The organism is Brevundimonas vesicularis (assembly GCF_014204545.1).
Taxonomy (GTDB): Bacteria; Pseudomonadota; Alphaproteobacteria; order Caulobacterales; family Caulobacteraceae; genus Brevundimonas; species Brevundimonas vesicularis_B.
The window spans coordinates 672,091-690,361 of record NZ_JACHLJ010000001.1 but is presented as its reverse complement, the minus strand read 5'-3'; the positions used below and the strand labels follow the sequence as shown (position 1 = coordinate 690,361).

The following is an 18,271-nucleotide window of genomic DNA, read 5'->3' as shown; positions in this document are numbered from 1 at the left end:
CAGATGACGGCAGACCGCGCCGCGCCTTCAGGCCAAAGCCCAGACAAGCAGGGTCAGGACGGCCCGCGCCACGTCGCCATCATCATGGATGGCAATGGACGCTGGGCGAAGGCGCGCGGCCTGCCGCGGGCCCTGGGCCACCGTGAGGGCGTCCAGGCGCTGAAGCGCACCATCCAGGCGGCGCCGGATCTGGGCATCGATTGCCTGACGGTGTTCGGCTTCTCGACCGAGAACTGGAGCCGTCCCGAGGACGAAGTGTCAGACCTGATGGGACTGGTGCGGTCCTACGTCGCCAGCGATCTGGCCCGCCTCACCAAGGCCGGCGTCCGGCTGAAGATCCTGGGGCGACGCGAAGGACTGCCGGCCGACATCGCCGCCATCATCGAACGGGCCGAGGCTCAGACCGCCCATAACGACCGTTTCCTATTGCAGGTCGCCTTCAACTACGGCGGTCGGGCGGATCTAGTGGACGCGGCGCGTCGCCATATGGAGCGGGTGCTGGCGGGCGAGACGGTCGAGCCTTTCAACGAGGCGATCCTGACCTCAGGCCTCGCCACGGCGGGCTCGCCGCCGCTTGACCTGATCGTGCGCACGTCGGGCGAGCAGCGGCTGTCGAACTTTCTGTTGTGGGAGGCTGCCTACGCCGAGCTCGTTTTCCAAGACATCCTGTGGCCCGACTATGGCCCGAAGGCCCTAGCTGAGGCGATCTCGGCCTTTGGTCAGCGCGATCGCCGTTTCGGCGGACGCGTGATTGCGCCTGAGCGCGCGACGGCCTGATGGCGGTCAAGGGTCGAGATATCGCCCTCAGGGCTGCGTCCGCCGTCGTGCTGGCGCCCGCCGCTGTCGCTGCGACGTGGGGCGGCGGCGTGTGGTTCCTGGGGCTGATGATCGTCGCCAGCGTCGTCCTGGCGTTCGAATGGGCGGCGATGAGTGCGCCCCATGCGCGCCGCGTCATGGGCGGCGCCGTCAGCTTCGGCGTCGTGGCGGCGGTGATCAGCGCCCATTTCGGCGCCATGTCCGTCGCCTTCATCATGCTGGTGTTCGGCGCGGTCGCGGCCGGGGTCTATGCCCGAAGTCGAGGGCAGGAGGCGCTGGATGCCGCCTATGGCGTGCTCTATCTCGGCTGGCCTTCGGTCCTGCTGATCTGGCTGCGTGACGTCGACAGTTTGATCGGCCTGCATTGGACCGTGCTGGTCTTCGCCGTCGCCTGGTCGGCTGATATCGTGGCCTATCTGGCGGGATCCACCTTTGGCGGACCCAAGCTGTGGCCGCGCTTCTCGCCGAACAAGACCTGGTCCGGGTTCATCGGCGGCGTTGCGGCCGGCGCGGTTGCGGGCGCCGTCATGACGGCCTGGGTCAATATGGGCGCCTTGAGCGTCGTCTGGGGCGCAGTGCTGGGCTTTGCGGGGGCCTTGGCGACCATGGCGGGCGATCTGTGGGAATCGGCGCTGAAGCGACGGTTCGGGGTCAAGGACGCGGGCAACACCATTCCTGGCCACGGCGGCCTGCTGGACCGCGTCGATGGCCTGATGTTCGCGGTCGTGGTCGTCGCGGCTGGCCGATTGACCGTCCTGATGCTGGAGCGCGGGGCGTGATCCGGCGTCGCATCACCGTGCTTGGCGCGACCGGATCGGTCGGAGCCTCCACGCTGGACCTGATGGCTCAAGCCGAGGCGACGGGCACGGGCGCGTTCGAGGTCGAGGCCCTGACGGGCGGCGCCAACATCGCCAAACTGGCCGAGCAGGCCAAGCGCTGGCGGCCCAAGCTGGCCGTGACCGCCGATCCAGCGCGATTGGACGAACTGCGTGACGCCTTGTCCGGCACGGACGTCTCTGTCGCCGCTGGCGACGCCGCCATCGTCGAGGCGGCGACGCGACCTGCCGACTGGATCATGGCGTCCATCGTCGGAGCGGCGGGTTTGAAGTCCGCCTGGGCGGCGGCGGGAACGGGCGCGACCCTGGCGCTGGCCAACAAGGAAAGCCTGGTCTGCTGCGGCCCGGCCCTGATCGAACGCGTCAGGCGGGCAGGGGGGCGCTTGATCCCCGTCGATTCCGAGCATTCCGCCATCTTCCAGGTGTTTCCGGCCGAAGTGCCTGAGCGGGTTGCCAAGCTGATCCTGACCGCATCGGGCGGACCGTTCCGCCAGACGCCGCGTGAGCAGATGGTCGGCATCACGCCCGAACAGGCCGTCGCCCACCCCAACTGGAGCATGGGCGCCAAGATTTCAGTCGACAGCGCCACCATGGCCAACAAGGGCCTGGAGATGATCGAGGCGGCCTATCTGTTCGATATGCCGCAGGATCGGATCGACGTCGTGGTGCACCCCGAATCGATCATCCACAGCCTTGTGGAATATGTGGATGGTTCGACCCTGGCCCAGATGGGACCGCCGGATATGCGCACGCCGATCGCCTGCGCGCTGGCTTGGCCGGATCGGATCGCGTGGCCGGCGCCCAAGCTGGATCTGGCTGCGCTAGGTCGGCTGACGTTCGAAGCGCCCGATATGACGCGCTTTCCCGCCCTCCATCTGGCGCGTCAGGCCCTGAAGGCGGGCGGCGCGACCCCGGCCGTGTTCAACGCCGCCAACGAGGTCGCCGCCTTCGCCTTCCTTGACCGCAAGCTGGCGTTTCTCAATATTGCCGCAGTCGTCGCCGAAACCCTTGAGCGTGCGACGAAAGCGGGGATGGCTTTCGGTTCTGGAGACGCCTGCGGCGCGGCCCTTTCGGTCGACGCCGAGACGCGTCGAATGGCCGAGAGCGTCATCGCCGGCCTTGCGAATGCGGCCTGACAGCAGGCCAGGGGAGACGATTTTCGAATGCTGGGCGTCCTGGGTCAGGTCCTGATCTCCATCGCCTCGTTCCTGCTGGTGCTGACCTTCATCGTCACCATCCACGAACTGGGTCACTTCCTTGTCGCGCGCGCCTTTGGCGTGAAGGTGGACCGGTTCGCGGTCGGCTTCGGCAAGGCTGTGGCCAGCCGCTCCGATCGTCACGGCATCGAATGGCGTCTCGGCTGGCTGCCGCTGGGCGGCTATGTGAAGTTCTCGGGCGATCTGGATGCGTCCAGCGTGCCCGACCGGGCCGGACTGGACGAACTGCGCAGCCGCGTGGTCGCCGAACGTGGGCCCGGCGCCGAGCGCGACTATTTCCACTTCAAGCCGGTGTGGCAGCGCGCCCTGATCGTCGCGGCCGGGCCCATCGCCAACTTCATCCTGGCCATCACCATCTTCGCCGTCGTGTTCATGGCCGTCGGTGTGTCCCTGCGCCCCGCGCGTGTGGCTCAGGTGCAAACGGGATCGCCGGCTGCCGCCGCCGGGTTCCAGGTCGGTGACCTGATCACCGAGGTGAACGGCAAGGCCATCAAGGACGGAAGCGCGGTCACCCGCACCGTCATGCTCTCGACCGGTGATCCTGTGCGTTTCAAGGTCGAGCGCGCCGGGCGTCCTGTCGAGCTGGTCGCCACGCCGGAACGTCGCGAGGAAAACGACCCCATCGCCGGACGGGTCAAGGTCGGCCGCATCGGGCTGGGGTTGGGCTCGTTGGCCGGCGATGTCCGCCATGTGCGCTATGGCCCCGTCGAGGCTGTCGCCGAGGGCGCGCGCCAGACGGCCGACGTCATCGGCTCGACCCTGACCTACCTCGGACGCCTGGCGACGGGCCGCGAGTCGGGCGATCAGTTCAGCGGTCCGTTGGGCATGGCCAAGGCGACGGGCTCGCTGACCACGGCTGCGGTTGAGGCCAATCCAGCGCCTGGCGCGATGGCGATCAACCTGATCCTGACTCTGACAACCTTGGCCGCCATACTTTCGATCGGAATCGGCTTTCTAAATCTGCTTCCCATTCCGGTCCTCGACGGCGGGCATCTGCTTTTCTACGGCTATGAGGCTGTGGCGAAACAGCCTGTGTCGGCGCGGTTCCAGGAGATGGGCTATCGTGCAGGCCTTGCGCTTTTGGCGGGATTTATGTTGTTCGCAACGTGGAACGACCTACAGAAGCTCAATATCTTCCAATTCCTCGGCGGGCTCGTCTCGTGAGCCGACGCCAGCCCCCGACGGTTTCCCGAATGAATGACATGACCTCTCGCGCCGCCGTTCGACTGAGCGCCCGCTCCAGCCTGCTGGCTCTGGCGGTCGCTGCTGGGCTGGGCGCGCCTGCGCTGGCGCAGACTGCGCCGGCCCAGACCGCGCCGGCGACGACGACGCCTGCTGCGCCGGCTCAAATGCCAGCCCAGACGGCCCCGGCGAGCGCCGCCGAACCGCGTGTCGAGATTGCTGCGCCGCAGACGATCACGATCAACCGCATCATCGTTCAGGGCGCGCAGCGGATCGACCAGACGACGGTCCTGTCCTACCTGCCGATCCGCCCCGGTGATGCGGTCGACGCCTCGGTGCTGGACGTCGCGGTGCGCACCCTGTCGCGCACGGGCCTGTTCGCCGATGTGCAACTGGGCATCCAGAACGGCGACCTGATCGTCCAGATCGTCGAGAACCCGATCATCAACCAGGTGGTGTTCGAGGGAAACAAGGCGTTGTCCAAGGACAAGCTGACCAAGGAAGTGACCCTGGCGCCGCGCGGCATCTATACCCGCGCCAAGGTCCAGGAAGACGTCGGCGCCATCGTCGAACTGTATCGCCTGCAGGGCCGCATCTCTGCGACCGTGACACCCAAGCTGGTCCAGCTGGAACAGAACCGCGTCGATGTGATCTTCGAAATCAACGAAGGCCCGCAGACCGGCATCAGCGCCATCAACGTCTTGGGCAACGAGGCGTTTTCCGATCGTGATGTGCGCGGTGTGATGGTCACCGAGAAGTCGACCTGGTGGAAGTTCTTCTCCAACAACGACAACTACGATCCCAACCGCCTGGAATACGATCAGGAGCAGTTGCGGAAGTTCTACACCAACCGCGGCTATTACGACTTCCGCGTGGTGTCTTCGGTCGCCGAGTTGCAGCCGGACGATCAGGCGTTCCAGCTGACGCTGACGCTGAACGAAGGCGACAAGTACAACTTCGGTGAGATCAAGGTCGTCACCCAGAACGACCGCCTGAACGCCGACTTCCTGAAGGCTCTGGTGCCGATCCGGGAAGGCCAGCTGTACGAAAGCGACAAGATCGAGCAGGCGGTCGACGCCCTGACTTTCGCGGCGGGTTCGGCCGGTTACGCCTTCGTCGAAATCAATCCGACCTATAAGGCCAATCCCGAGACGGACACGGTCGATGTGACCTTCAACGTGTCCGAGGGCCAGCGGGTGTACATCGATCGCATCAATGTGGTCGGCAACACGCGCACGATCGACCCGGTTATTCGCCGCGAACTGCTGCTGACCGAGGGCGACGCCTTCAACCGCGCCCTGATGGAGCGCTCGCGCAACAACCTGCGCGCATTGGGCTTCTTCAAGGACGTGACGGTCGAGGAAACGCGCGGCAGTGCGCCGGACCGTTCGGTCATCAACGTCAACGTTCAGGAACAGCCCACCGGCGAGCTGTCCGTCGGTGCGGGCTTTAGCTCTGTCGACTCCTTTACGGTCAACCTGGGCATCTCGGAGCGGAACTTCCGTGGGCGCGGCCAGAACGTGGTCGCCCGTCTGGAATGGGGTTCGCTGCGTCAGCAGGTCGACTTCCGCTTCACGGAGCCGAAATTCCTGGGACGTGATCTGCGCGCCGGCTTTGACCTGTTCCACTCGCGCTACGATCTGAGCCAATATTCGTCGTACGACTATCGCTCGACCGGCGCGGGCCTGCGTCTGTCCTATCCGTTGAACGGCAATATGCTGCTCAGCACCCGCTACTTCCTGAAGTCCGATGAGATCATCGTGCCGACGGGCTTCTGCTCCGGCGTTGGTCAAGGGTCATCGGCGCTGTGCGATCAAGTGGGCAGCTTCATCAACTCTTCGGTCGGCTATACGCTTCAGGTCAACTACACCAACGATCCGATCCGTCCGACGCGCGGCTGGGCTGGGTCGCTGCGTCAGGACCTTGCGGGTCTGGGCGGCGATGTGAACTATGTGAAGACCGAGGCTGATGCGAGCTGGTACTACGGCTTCACGCCGAGCTGGATCGTCAGCGTTCAGGGTTCGACTGGCTACGTCAGCGGCTGGAACGGCGATCCGATCCGCATCAACGACCGCTTCTTCAAGGGCGGCAACAGCTTCCGCGGCTTCGAGACGGCCGGTATGGGGCCACGCGACCTGAATACGACCGACGCCTTGGGCGGCAACTTCTACGCCATCGGCACGGTGGAGCTGACCCTGCCGAACTATCTGCCCGAGCAGTACGGCATCAAGACCTCGCTGTTCGCCGATGTCGGTACGCTGGGCGTGCTGGATGATCGCTACAAGCTGACGTCCACCGGAACGGTGAACACCAATATCGCCGACGAGCTGTCGCTGCGTGCATCGGCCGGCATCAGCATCCACTGGAAGTCGCCGATGGGTCCGATCCGCTTCGACATCTCCAAGGTTCTGTCCAAGGAAGAATACGACAAGACGGAATCCTTCCGCTTCTCGACCTCCACTCAGTTCTAATCGCGGCTTTTTCGACCGCACGAGGAAACACCATGAAAGCTCTGATCATCGCGGCGACCGCCGCTGCTTCGCTCATCGCCACCGCCGCCTCGGCGCAACAGGCCGGCGCGCCCGCCAATCCCGGCCCGGTCATCCCCGGCGTCTGCGTTTACTACAACGCGCGTCTGCTGGCCCAGTCGTCGGCCGGCCAAGCCGTCGAAGCCCGCATGCAACAGCTGGCCCAGGAAGTTCAGGGTGAACTGCAACCTTACGCCACGTCCATCCAGTCGGACGCCCAACAGCTGCAAGCCTCGGGTTCGAGCCTGCCAGCCGACCAACTGCAACAGCGTCGTCAGGCTCTGCAGCAGCGCGCGCAAGAGGCGCAACAGCTGGAAGCCACGCGTGAAAACGAACTGCGCTACACCCTGGGCATGCAACGCCAAGCCATCACTGAGGCTGTCTCGCCGATCCTGACCGCTTTGTATCAGGAAAAGGGCTGCGGCCTGCTGTTGGACCGGGAGAGCGTCTTCATGATGAACCCGGCAATGGACGTCACCGACCTGGCGATCCAGCGCCTGAACACGGCCCTGCCGACGCTGAGCTTCAACCGTATGGCCGTGCCGGCTCAGACGCAGGCTCAACCGGCCGCCGCCAACTAAGTCGTCGATGCCCGATCCCCGCTTTTTCGAAACCCTGTCGCCCCTCAGCGTCGCCGATCTGGCGGCCCAGATCGGTGGCGAGGTCGAGCGGGGAGGGGATCGCATGATCGCCTCCGTCGCGCCCTTGTCCTCTGCGGACGAGGGCGCGATCGCGTTCTTGGGCGACCGCAAGTTCGCGGCCGCGCTGGCGACAACGCAGGCCGGCTGTGTTGTCGTGCCGGCTGAAGCCAAGGACGCCGCGCCGTCGGCCGCCGCGGTCATCGTCTCGCGCACGCCTCAAGCCGCCTGGGCCAAGGCGTCGCTGGCGCTGCATCGGCCCATACTTCTGGATAAGGCGATCACCCGCGACGAGGCGGGCGAGGACGACAGCGTCGTGGTCGAACCCGGCGCGATCCTGGGGCAAGGCGTTCGCATCGGTCGCGGGTCCCGCATCGGCGCCAACAGCGTCATCGCGCCCGGCGTGCAGATCGGCCGTGATTGCGTGATCGGCGCCAACGTCAGCGTGGCCTTCGCCCTGATTGGCGACCGGGTGAAGCTGTATGCCGGCGCCCGGATCGGCGAAGCGGGCTTTGGCGCCACGGGGACAGCGACGGGGGTCATGGATATTCCCCAACTGGGCCGCGTCATCCTTCAGGACGGCGTGACGGTGGGCGCCAACTCCTGCATCGACCGCGGCGCCTATGACGACACGGTCATCGGCGAAAACACCAAGATCGATAATCTGGTCATGGTCGGCCACAACTGCGTCATCGGCCGTAACTGCCTGCTGGTCGCCAATACCGGCATCTCGGGCTCGGTGACCGTGGGCGACAATGTCATCTTCGGCGGCAAGGCGGGAATTGGCGACCACATCACGATCGGCGAGGGCGCGCGCGTCGCGGCCGGAGCCGGTGTGCTGTCCGATGTTCCCGCCGGTGAGACCTGGTCGGGTTATCCGGCGCGCCCGATCCGACAGTTCTTGCGCGAGACGGTCTGGCTCGCCAAACAGGCCTCATCGAAGAAGGCTCCGAAGGAATCATAGGGATGAGCGACACGACTGCCGTCGAAGGCAAGATCGATTACGCCGAGGTGATGCGGCGGCTGCCGCACCGTTATCCCTTCCTGCTGGTGGACAAGGCCGAAGACTTCGTGCCCGCGACATCGATCGTCGGCATCAAAAACGTCACCCACAACGAGCCCTTCTTCCCCGGTCACTTCCCGATCGATCCCGTCATGCCCGGCGTGCTGATTGTCGAGGCCATGGCCCAGACCGGCGCCCTGCTGATGTCCAAGACGCTGGATGTCGCCGTGGCCGACAAGGTCATCATGTTCATGTCGATCGACGGAGTTCGCTTCAGAAAGCCCGCGCGGCCCGGCGACCAACTGCGCATGGAGGTTAAGGTGATCCGCGCGCGGGGCGACGCCTACAAGTTCCGGGGCGAGACCTTCATCGACGGCAAGCTGGCGGCCGAAGCCGAGTTCATGGCCATGGTCGTGACTGTGCCCACGCCCTCGCCTAGGCCGGAGGCGTGATGACCGTTCATCCTACCGCTGTGATCGACGCGACGGCGACATTGGGCGAGGGTGTGGAGGTCGGCCCCTGGTGCACGGTAGGACCGAATGTGGTGCTGGGCGACCGTGTGCGCCTGGTCAGCCATGTCGTGGTCCAGCAGGACACGACCGTGGGGGGCGGGACGGTCATCCATCCGTTCGCCGTCATCGGCGGCGACCCGCAGCACAATGGTTACAAGGGTGAGACGGTTCGGCTGGAGATCGGCGAGAACAACCTGATCCGCGAGCACTGCACCTTCAATCGAGGCACGCCGCAGGGGACGGGCGTCACGGTCGTGGGTTCGAACAACCTGTTCATGACCGGTGCCCATGTCGGTCACGACTGCGTCGTCGGCGACAATGTGGTCATGGCCAACAACGCGACTTTGGGCGGTCATGCTCAGGTCGGGGACAAGGTGTTTCTGGGCGGACTGTGCGCTGTGCACCAGAACGGCCGCGTCGGGCAGGGCGCGATCATCGGCGGTCTGGCGGCGGTGACGCGTGACGTCATCCCCTATGGCTCGGCCTGGGGCAATCATGCGCGGCTGCGTGGGCTGAATCTGATCGGGTTGAAGCGCAAGGGCTACGGCAAGGATCAGGTGCGGCGCCTGCTCGCGGCCTATCGCGATCTGTTCGAGGGCGACGGCGAGTTCGCCGGTCGGATCGATGGCGTGGCGGAACGCTATGCCGACCTGCCGGAGATCATGGAGATCATCGCCTTCATCCGCGACGGCGGGCGGCGTCCGCTGTGCCTGCCCAACGCGGAATGAGCGCGGCTGGAAAGCTGGGTCTGATCGCAGGCGGCGGCGATCTTCCGGCGGCCGTCGCGGCGCGTTGCGATGCGCTCGGGCGGCCGGTTTTCGTGATCCGGCTGGCGGGGTTCGCGGACGAGCATCTGGCGCGCTGGCCCGGCGCCGAGTTCGGCATGGCGCAGATCGGCGCGATCCTGAAGGCGTTGAAGTTAGAGCGCTGCACGACCGTGTGTCTGGCCGGCATCGTCAATCGGCCGGATTTCAAGACGTTGAGACCCGACTTCAAAGGGGCGACCCTGTTGCCGGGCATCGTCGCCGCCGCCTCCAAGGGCGACGACGCCCTGCTGCGAAAGATCCTGTCAGTGTTCGAGGCCGAAGGATTCGCCGTCGAGGGCGCCGACGACATTCTCGGCGGCGACACGCTTGGCGCAGGCGCGCTGGGCGACGTCTCGCCGACCAAGGAGCAGCTAGACGATCTGAAAAAGGCGCTGCATGTCGCCGAAAAATCAGGTGAACTGGATATCGGTCAGGGCGCTGTGGTCTGTGACGGCCTGGTCCTTGCGGTTGAGGCGCAGGAAGGCACGGACGCGATGCTGACCCGCGTCGCCAATCTGTCCGCCGACTTGCGTGGAGCGGTCGATAGTCCCAAGGGCGCGCTCGGCAAGGCGCCCAAGCCGATCCAGGATCTGCGCGTCGATATGCCCGTGATCGGACCGCGCACGGTCGAAATGGCGGCGGCGGCGGGTCTGGCGGGTATCGGCGGCGTGGCCGGACGTTTGATCCTGATCGATCGCGCGGCCATCGTCGAGACGGCGAACCGTCTGGGCCTGTTCGTCTGGGGCGAGGCTCGGTGAGCCGTCCGCTGAAGATCATGCTGGTGGCGGCCGAGGCTTCGGGCGATGCGCTGGGCGCCGGTCTGGCCAAGGCGTTGAAGGTGCGGTTGAGGGACGACGTGGCTTTTGTCGGCGTCGGCGGGCCCAAGATGGCGGCCGAAGGCGTGGTCAGCCCGTTCGACATCGTCGAACTGTCGATCCTGGGCTGGATCGAGGGTTTGCGCGCCTATGGCAAGGTCAAGCGGCGCGTCGAGCAGACGGCGGCGCTGGCCGAGCGGGAAAAGCCCGACGCCGTTGTGCTGATCGACAGTTGGGGCTTCACCATCCGTGTGGCCAAGGCGATCCGGGCCGCGCGGCCGGACCTGCCGCTGATCAAATATGTCGGGCCTCAGGTCTGGGCCTCACGGCCGGGCCGGGCCAAGACCTTGGCGGGCGCCGTCGATCATTTGCTGGCCCTCTATGGCTTTGATGCGCCCTGGTTCGAGCGCGAGGGCCTGCCGACGACCGTGGTCGGTTCGTCTGCGCTTCATGTGAACGTGGATGGTGCGGACGGCGCAGCGTTCCGCGCGCGTCGTGGGATCTCGGCCGATGTGCAGCTTCTCTTGGTGCTGCCCGGCAGCCGGCCCAGTGAGATCACCCGAATGGCCCCCGTCTATGAGGCGACGGTCAGAAAACTGAAGACCACCAACTCCGGTCTGGAAGTCGCCGTGGTCGCCGCGGGGACGGTGGCTCACGACGTTGCTGGCCGCGTCGCCGCCTGGCCTTTCCGCGTTCACCTGGTCGACGAAGCCGAAAAGTATGACGCCATGCGCGCCGCGACCGTCGCCCTGGCCACCAGCGGCACCGTGTCGACCGAACTGGCGCTGGCGGGCGCGCCGATGGTCATCGCCTACAAGATCGACGGGCTCAGCTATCAGCTGATGAAGCGGTTCGTGACGGCCAAACACATCACCCTGTTCAACGTCGCGGCTGACGACCGGATCGCACCCGAGTTTATCCAGCACGAGGCGACCCCGGCCATTCTGACGGCGGCGGTCGGGCGGCTGCTGGCCGACCCGGCCTTGGCGGCCGAGCAGGCACGTCGCCAGACGGCGGCATTGGACCTGATGGGACGCGGAGGACCGGACCCGTCCGAACTGGCTGCCGACGCGGTGCTGAAGGTCATCGCCGACAAGTCGGCGAGCTGACGATGGCGCGGGCGCGCAGTCCGCGACGTGCGGCCGAGGTCCGCGCCGCGCTTCAGATGGCGGTAGGTGCGATGGCCGCGCTCTATCTCGCGACTTGGCTGAACCTGCCGCACCCCTACTGGAGCGTGATTTCCGCCATCGTCGTCATCCAGGCGAGCGTCGGCGGCGGCGTTTTGACCGTTGCGCGCGACCGGGCCATCGGCACGGCGACCGGAGCGCTGGCGGGGGCGGTGTTCGCCTTCCTTCGTCCGCCGGGCCTGGAAAGCATGGCCCTCAGCATCGCCGTCTCGGCGGGCCTGCTGGCCTTCTTTGCAACCGGGCGGCCATGGCTGAAGGTCGCGCCCGTGACGGCGACTATCGTCATCGCCGGCGGGACGGGCGCGGAAGGGCCGGCGTCCCTCGCGCTCGATCGGGTCATGGAAATTCTGGTCGGCAGCGGCGTGGGGGTTCTGGCGATTCTGGCTCTGTTTCCGCGCCATGCCAGGCAATCCTTCAAGCTTCAGGCGCGCGAGGCGGCGGGCGAAGCGGCGGGGCTGCTGGCTTTGGTCTCAAAGGCCGCCCCGGCGGATGCCTCCGAGATTTCGCGCCGTCATGCCGATCTGAAGCGACGACTGGATGCGCTGGGTCAGGCGGCCAAGAACGTCATCGATCTGCCCGGTCCGCAACGCGAGACGGCGGATCGGGCTGCGCTCGTGCGCGCCTTCTGGCGCGTGCGCAGCGACATCGTCATCTTGGGGCGTGGTTTCCAGGCCGAGGGCGCTGGCGCCCGGCTGGATCCCTGGTCGCAGGACGCGGAGAGTGCGGTGGAACAACTCAAGTCTCTGTCTGATGGCAGGGCCGCCCAGCCCATGGGCGCAATCGACCAAAGCCTGGCCCTGTCCATGGCCGTCGAGGGCGACGATGTGGCTCTGGGCGCTGCTGCGATCGGCGTGGCCCATATGCACCGCGATCTGGACGACCTGGCTGCACGGTTCGCGGATCTGAAGCTGGTCTGACGACAAAGAAAAACGCCGGGGATGTCTCCCCGGCGTTTTGCATTTCAGCTTTCGTATCAGCCGCGCTGTTCGATCGGCACGTAATCGCGCTGGGTCGGGCCCGTGTAGAGCTGACGCGGGCGACCGATCTTCTGCGACGGATCGGCCATCATTTCCTGCCACTGCGAGATCCAGCCCACGGTGCGGGCCAAGGCGAACAGGACAGTGAACATGGTGGTCGGGAAGCCCATCGCCGACAGGGTGATGCCCGAATAGAAGTCGACGTTCGGGAACAGCTTGCGCGAGGTGAAGTATTCGTCCGACAGGGCGACCTTCTCCAGTTCCTTGGCGACCAGAAACAGCGGGTCGTTTTCGCGGCCCGTGGCGGCCAGCACTTCATAGGCCGACTGCTGCATGACCTTCGCGCGCGGGTCGTAGTTCTTGTACACGCGGTGGCCGAAGCCCATCAGCTTGTACTTGCGGTCCTTCACGCCCTGGATGAACTCCGGGATCTTGTCCGGGGTGCCGATTTCCTTGAGCATCGTCAGCGCCTCTTCGTTGGCGCCGCCGTGCGACGGGCCCCACAGGCAGGCGATGCCGGCGGCGATACAGGCGAACGGATTGGCGCCCGACGAACCGGCCAGACGCACGGTCGAGGTCGAGGCGTTCTGTTCGTGGTCGGCGTGCAGGGTGAAGATGCGGTCCATGGCGCGAACCAGGGCCGGATCGACGTGATAGTCCTCGGCCGGCACGGCAAAGCACATGCGCAGGAAGTTTTCAGCGTAGGACAGGTCGTTGCGCGGCGACACGAACGGCTGGCCGACGTGGTACTTATAGGCGCGGGCCGCGATCGTGGGCATCTTGGCGATCAGGCGAATGGCCGAGATGTCACGCTGGATCGGATCGTGGATGTCAAGGCTGTCGTGATAGAAGGCCGACAGGGCGCCGACGGTGCCGACCATGATGGCCATGGGGTGGGCGTCGCGGCGGAAGCCTTCGAAGAAGCGATCGAACTGGCTGTGCAGCATCGTGTGGGTGGTGATGCTGTTTTCGAACTTTTCGTACTGAGCGGCGGTCGGCAGTTCGCCGTGCAGCAGCAGATGGCAGACCTCCACGAAGTTCGACTTCGACGCCAGCTGGTCGATCGGATAGCCGCGATGAAGCAGAATGCCGGCGTCGCCGTCGATATAGGTCAGAGCCGATTCACAGGCCGCCGTCGAGGTGAAGCCGGGATCGAAAGTGAAGGCGCCGGTTCCCGCATAGAGCTTGCGGATGTCGATGACGTCCGGGCCGGTGGAGCCCGAAAGGACCGGCAACTCGATCGTCTTGTCCTCGAAGGACAGGGTCGCCGAGCCGGCGGGTTTGGCTTGTTCAGTCATGAATGCCCCTTTGCATCACACGTCCAGGCGCGGGGAGGCGTCGGCCGCTTTTTGGTTTGTGGGTGATCACTTAGTCTGTTGCAGCGCATCATCCAAGCGCCCGAGACTTTCGTCGCGCCCAAGAGCCGACAAAGTTCGTGCAATATCAGGTGATGTTGACCCTGCGGTAATGGCCGCGCGCATCGACGGGCCGATTTTCCCGAACCCAACGCCCTCGGATTCTGCAAAGGCCTTGAGCTCGGCTTCCAGCGCAAAGACATCCCAGGATTGGAACAGGGACAGCCGCTCGCGCAGGCGGGCGAGGCGATCCAGCGTCTCACCGGACAGCAGCGCCTTCGCCTTGTCGTCCAGGGTCAGCGGGCGCGATTTCAGTACGAAGGCGGTTTGGTCGGCCAGATCGAGGATCGTCTTGGCGCGGTCCTTGACGAAAGGCATGGCGCGCTGAAGCCGGGCTTCGTCCGCCTCCGCCAGGGCGTGGCCCTTCTGCAGATGCGCATCCAGTGTGAGCTTGGCGAGCCGCTCGTCGTCGGCGAGACGCAGCCAGTGCGAATTGACGTGGGCCAGTTTGTCGAAGTCCAAGCGGGCCGGCGCCTTGCCGATGCCGGCGAGATCGAACCATTCGATGGCCTGGGCGTCGCTGAACAATTCGTCGTCGCCGTGGGACCAACCCAGGCGAGCCAGATAGTTGCGCATGGCCTCGGGCAAGTAGCCCATCTCGGCATATTCGTGGACCGCCTGGGCCCCGTGGCGTTTCGACAGCTTGGCGCCGTCCGGACCGTGGATCAGCGGGATGTGGGCGAAGGTCGGACGCGTCCAGCCCAGGGCGTCGTAGATCAGGCTCTGGCGGGCGGCGTTGTTCAGGTGATCGTCGCCGCGGATGACGTGGGTCACACCCATGTCGTGGTCATCGACCACCACGGCGAGGTTATAGGTCGGTGCGGCGTCCGAGCGCAGCAGCACCAGGTCGTCGAGATCTTCGGTGGACCAGCTGACCGAACCCTGGACCTCGTCGGCGACGGTGACGGTCGTCGCCTTGGGGCGGCGGAAGCGCACGACGTGGGGCAGGGCCAGGTCATCGACCGTGGGCTCGCGGTCGCGCCAAGGCGATTCGAAGGTGCGTTTCTCGGCCTTGGCTTCGTCGCGCAGACGGCCCGTGTCCTCGGCAGAGGTGAAGTCGCGGTAGGCGTGGCCCGCTTCGAGCAGTTGATCGACCACCTCGCGGTGGCGGTCGGCGCGGCTGTGCTGGAACACCGGCTCTTCATCGGCGAACAGCTCCAGCCAGCTCAGGCCGTCGAAGATCGCCTTCACCGCTTCATCGGTCGAGCGTTCGCGGTCGGTGTCCTCGACCCGGATCAGGAAACGCCCAGCGTGTCTCTTGGCGTACAGCCAGTTGAACAAAGCGGTTCTCGCCCCGCCGATATGCAGATAGCCTGTCGGCGAGGGGGCGAAGCGGGTGACGACAGTCGAGGAGGGTGAGGTCATAGGCGATGGGTCCGTAAGCGAGGCCCTTATACGCCCCGACGCGGCAAAGCCTACCCCCGCCGCGCGATTGCGCGCGTGGTTGGGGGAGGAGGTCGCGGCACAGACGCTGCGATGGCGGTTGTGGACGCCGGTCGCATTCGGCGCCGGCGCTGCGGTCTATTTCGCCCTGCGTGCCGAGCCGGGGTTGTGGCCTCTGTTGCTGGGCGCAGTCGTCGCCTTTTCAGCCTGGATCGCGGCGAGACGGCGGGGATGGGCGCGGCGTCTGACCTGGCCGCTGTTGATGCTGGCCTGTGTCGCCGGCGGTTTGGCGGCCGCCAAGGTCCGCACCGAAATGGTCGCCGCGCCCATCGCGCCCGCAATGAGCGAGCCGACCGTGATCGAGGCCTGGGTCGTGGACGTCGACAGTCCTGGCCAGAGGGGCGCGCGGATCGTGATTGCACCGGTCTGGGTACGGGGGCTTACGCCAGATCAAACGCCCGTGCGTTTGCGGGCGACGGTGCGAGGCGAACCGCCCAGACCAGGCGAGGCGATCCGTCTCTTCGGCATCCTCAATCCCCCACCGGCGCCGGCCAGCCCCGGCGCCTATGATTTCGGCCGCAACGCCTTTTTCCAGGGCATGGGCGGTGTGGCCTTCGCCCTGGGTGAGACGCGGTCGGCTGATCTCGCGCCGCCCCCATGGCGGCTTCGGTTGGCGATGGCCGTAAATGGCGCGCGTTATGCCTTGGCGGAGCGGATCGTGGCGCGCCTGGGCGAGCGGACTGGCGGAATCGCCGCCGCCATGACCACCAGCCACGAGACCTGGATCAGTCAGGAGGATATGGACGTCATGCGGGATTCGGGCCTGGCGCACATCCTTTCGGTGTCCGGGCTGCACATGGCCATTGTCGGCGGTTTCGTCTTCTTCGCCGTGCGTCTGGGCGTGGCGGCTTGGCCTTGGTTGGCCTTGAGGGTTCACGGCAAGAAGGTCGCGGCCGTGGCGGGACTGACGGCGGTGGGCGTCTATCTGGTGGTGTCGGGTGCGCCGCCCCCGGCCGAGCGAGCGGCCATCACCGCCTCCATCGCCTTCCTGGCCATCCTGCTGGATCGGCAGGCGGTGACGATGCATGGCCTGGCCGTTGCGGCCTTCATCGTCCTGGCCATCCAGCCGGAAGCCATCGTCACGCCGGGATTCCAGATGTCGTTCGCGGCGACCGCCGCCTTGGTCGCCCTGGTCGAGGCCTGGCCCAAGCGGACGCGAGAGATTTCCGCCCCGTGGCCGATTCTGGCGATCCAGCGGTTCGGCGGCTGGTTGACGGCGGCCCTGGCGGCCAGCGTCGTGGCGGGGCTGGCGACCGGGCCGTTCGCCATGCAGCATTTCAATCGCACGGCCATGTACGGGCTGTTGGCGAACCTGGGCACGTCGCCAGTCGCAGACTTCATCCTGATGCCGGCCCTGGCCATCGGCGCGGCGTTGGAGCCGCTGGGATTGGGCGGGCCTTTCCTGGCGGTTGCGGGATGGGGCGTCGATCTGATGCTGGCGATCGGAACCTGGACGGCGGGGCTGCCGGGGGCGGTGCGGACGGTGGCCAGCGCGCCGGACTATGTCCTGCCGATCGCCTTCCTGGGAGTGCTGTTCGTCTGTCTGTGGCAGGGACGACTGAGGTGGCTGGGCCTGCCGCTGGCGGCGGCCGTTCTGGTCTGGCCACGCGCGCCGACGCCGGATCTGTGGATCGGAGACGGGGGGACAAACGCCGCATTTCACCGCGAGAAGGAGGCGGTCGTCGTCAGGCCCGGCGTCCGAGAGTTCGCCGTCGATCTGTGGTCGCGTCGGCGCGGCCTGACCATGATGGATCGGCCGGCGACGGGCTGGGCTTGCGAGCGCTTTTCTTGTCGGCCAGAGACTGAGCAAGTCGGTCCTGTCGCGATCTGGTGGGGACGTAAGGCTCCCGGTCTGGACCAGATGGTGGCCCTATGCCGCGCGGCGCTCGTCATCAGCGTGCGCGCGGTCCTCACATCGATCCCAAGCGCTTGTCAGGATCGACTGGTGCTCGACGGCATCGATTTCGCCAGAGGCGGGGCGGTGGAGTTGTGGCGTGTCCGTTCGGGCGAGCCGAATCGATGGCGCGCGGTGTGGACGGCCGACATTCGCGGCGACCGCCCCTGGACGCGTCAGTCCGATCCGGACGTCAGTGATACCGGCGCATGAGGCCGACCAGCTTGCCCTGAACCGCGACCTGATCCGAGCCGTAAATCTTGGTCTCGTAGTTGCGGTTGGCGGGTTCCAGCGCGATCGAGGCGCCCTTCTTGCGAAGGCGCTTCAGCGTCGCCTGCTCGCCTTCCACCAGGGCCACAACGATCTCGCCGGAGGCGGCGTTGTCGGTCGATTTTATCACCACCATGTCGCCGTTCAGGATGCCCGCCTCGATCATGGAGTCGCCTTCGATCTCCAGCAGGTAGTGCTCGCCCGAGCCCAGCATCGACTCCGGAACCGGATAGCGGGCGGTTTCATGCTCGATCGCGTCGATCGGCGTCCCGGCGGCGATCTTGCCCATCAGCGGCAACTCGCGGGTGTCGTTGGCCGCCATCGGGGCCGCAGGTCGGACACCCCCGCCGCCCTCGATGACGTCGGGCTTGAACCCGGCGCGACCGCGCGGCGCGCCGGCCGTCGCCTGTTCGGGCAGTTTAGTGACTTCCAACGCGCGGGCGCGATGAGCGAGACGGCGGATGAAGCCGCGTTCCTCAAGGGCCGTGATCAGCCGGTGAATGCCGGACTTGGAAGCCAGATCCAGCGCCTCCTTCATCTCGTCGAACGAAGGGGAGACGCCGGTCTCCTGGATGCGTTCGTGGATGAACATCAGCAGTTCGTGCTGTTTGCGCGTGAGCATCGCCAGGCCCTCATGCGCCCGCCGACGAATCGGAACGGGCCGTGAACATTTGTCGATGTTCTGTAAGTGTTCCTTGCTAATGTCAACTTAACGGCGAGGCTTGCCGCCGC

Annotated in this window: 16 protein-coding genes; 13 read left to right on the top strand and 3 right to left on the bottom strand. The window is 66.1% G+C overall.

Annotated elements, in window-relative coordinates; translation table 11 throughout:
* Positions 1-3 precede the first annotated feature (3 nt).
* From uppS to HNP47_RS03395, 12 genes are read left to right on the top strand one after another with little or no spacing between them, the layout of a single operon-like run.
* Positions 4-777, top strand: a complete 774-nt coding sequence (gene uppS, locus HNP47_RS03450) for a polyprenyl diphosphate synthase (RefSeq protein ID WP_017503963.1) — start codon at positions 4-6, stop codon at positions 775-777.
* Positions 777-1,595, top strand: a complete 819-nt coding sequence (locus tag HNP47_RS03445; RefSeq protein ID WP_184278349.1) for a phosphatidate cytidylyltransferase — start codon at positions 777-779, stop codon at positions 1,593-1,595. Before uppS ends, HNP47_RS03445 begins: the two co-directional genes overlap by 1 nt.
* Positions 1,592-2,788 (top strand): 1-deoxy-D-xylulose-5-phosphate reductoisomerase, encoded by a 1,197-nt coding sequence (gene dxr, locus HNP47_RS03440; protein WP_184278348.1) that lies wholly within the window; start codon positions 1,592-1,594, stop codon positions 2,786-2,788. The genes HNP47_RS03445 and dxr overlap by 4 nt, the downstream gene beginning before the upstream one ends.
* Before the next feature lie 27 nt (positions 2,789-2,815).
* Complete coding sequence (locus tag HNP47_RS03435) at positions 2,816-4,033, top strand: RIP metalloprotease (RefSeq protein ID WP_184278347.1); 1,218 nt, start codon at positions 2,816-2,818, stop codon at positions 4,031-4,033.
* 29 nt (positions 4,034-4,062) lie between these two features.
* Positions 4,063-6,522: an outer membrane protein assembly factor BamA gene (gene bamA / locus HNP47_RS03430; protein WP_184278346.1), complete on the top strand. Its 2,460-nt coding sequence runs from the start codon at positions 4,063-4,065 to the stop codon at positions 6,520-6,522.
* Positions 6,523-6,554: 32 nt separating this feature from the next.
* Complete coding sequence (locus HNP47_RS03425) at positions 6,555-7,160, top strand: OmpH family outer membrane protein (protein ID WP_055753512.1); 606 nt, start codon at positions 6,555-6,557, stop codon at positions 7,158-7,160.
* Between the two features lie 7 nt (positions 7,161-7,167).
* Entirely contained in the window at positions 7,168-8,181 is a 1,014-nt protein-coding gene (gene lpxD / locus HNP47_RS03420) for a UDP-3-O-(3-hydroxymyristoyl)glucosamine N-acyltransferase (RefSeq protein WP_184278345.1), read from the top strand.
* On the top strand, positions 8,178-8,672 hold the full coding sequence (gene fabZ, locus HNP47_RS03415; protein ID WP_409360147.1) for a 3-hydroxyacyl-ACP dehydratase FabZ: 495 nt from the start codon (positions 8,178-8,180) through the stop codon (positions 8,670-8,672). Before lpxD ends, fabZ begins: the two co-directional genes overlap by 4 nt.
* Positions 8,672-9,460 carry an acyl-ACP--UDP-N-acetylglucosamine O-acyltransferase gene (gene lpxA / locus HNP47_RS03410; RefSeq protein WP_184278343.1) on the top strand — a complete coding sequence of 263 codons (789 nt, stop codon included), beginning with the start codon at positions 8,672-8,674 and terminating at the stop codon, positions 9,458-9,460. Before fabZ ends, lpxA begins: the two co-directional genes overlap by 1 nt.
* On the top strand, positions 9,457-10,296 hold the full coding sequence (gene lpxI, locus HNP47_RS03405) for a UDP-2,3-diacylglucosamine diphosphatase (RefSeq protein WP_184278342.1): 840 nt from the start codon (positions 9,457-9,459) through the stop codon (positions 10,294-10,296). Before lpxA ends, lpxI begins: the two co-directional genes overlap by 4 nt.
* Entirely contained in the window at positions 10,293-11,462 is a 1,170-nt protein-coding gene (gene lpxB / locus HNP47_RS03400) for a lipid-A-disaccharide synthase (protein ID WP_184278341.1), read from the top strand. The genes lpxI and lpxB overlap by 4 nt, the downstream gene beginning before the upstream one ends.
* Before the next feature lie 2 nt (positions 11,463-11,464).
* Complete coding sequence (locus HNP47_RS03395) at positions 11,465-12,457, top strand: FUSC family protein (RefSeq protein WP_311770015.1); 993 nt, start codon at positions 11,465-11,467, stop codon at positions 12,455-12,457.
* A 56-nt stretch (positions 12,458-12,513) separates the two neighbouring features.
* Here the strand turns inward: HNP47_RS03395 and gltA are convergent, their stop codons facing one another.
* Positions 12,514-13,815: a citrate synthase gene (gltA, locus tag HNP47_RS03390; protein ID WP_184278339.1), complete on the bottom strand. Its 1,302-nt coding sequence runs from the start codon at positions 13,813-13,815 to the stop codon at positions 12,514-12,516.
* A 66-nt stretch (positions 13,816-13,881) separates the two neighbouring features.
* Positions 13,882-15,297, bottom strand: coding sequence for a glutamate--tRNA ligase (gene gltX, locus HNP47_RS03385; protein WP_184278338.1), 1,416 nt, complete (start codon positions 15,295-15,297; stop codon positions 13,882-13,884).
* Between the two features lie 79 nt (positions 15,298-15,376).
* Here gltX and HNP47_RS03380 point away from each other — a divergent pair, with 79 nt between their 5' ends.
* Positions 15,377-17,482 (top strand): ComEC/Rec2 family competence protein, encoded by a 2,106-nt coding sequence (locus HNP47_RS03380; RefSeq protein WP_221414901.1) that lies wholly within the window; start codon positions 15,377-15,379, stop codon positions 17,480-17,482.
* Here HNP47_RS03380 and lexA read toward each other — a convergent pair.
* The gene (lexA, locus tag HNP47_RS03375; RefSeq protein WP_039247444.1) at positions 17,463-18,161 is read right to left on the bottom strand and encodes a transcriptional repressor LexA; all 699 of its coding nucleotides are present in this window, start codon (positions 18,159-18,161) and stop codon (positions 17,463-17,465) included. The two genes, HNP47_RS03380 and lexA, sit on opposite strands and share 20 nt — an antisense overlap.
* Positions 18,162-18,271 lie beyond the last annotated feature (110 nt).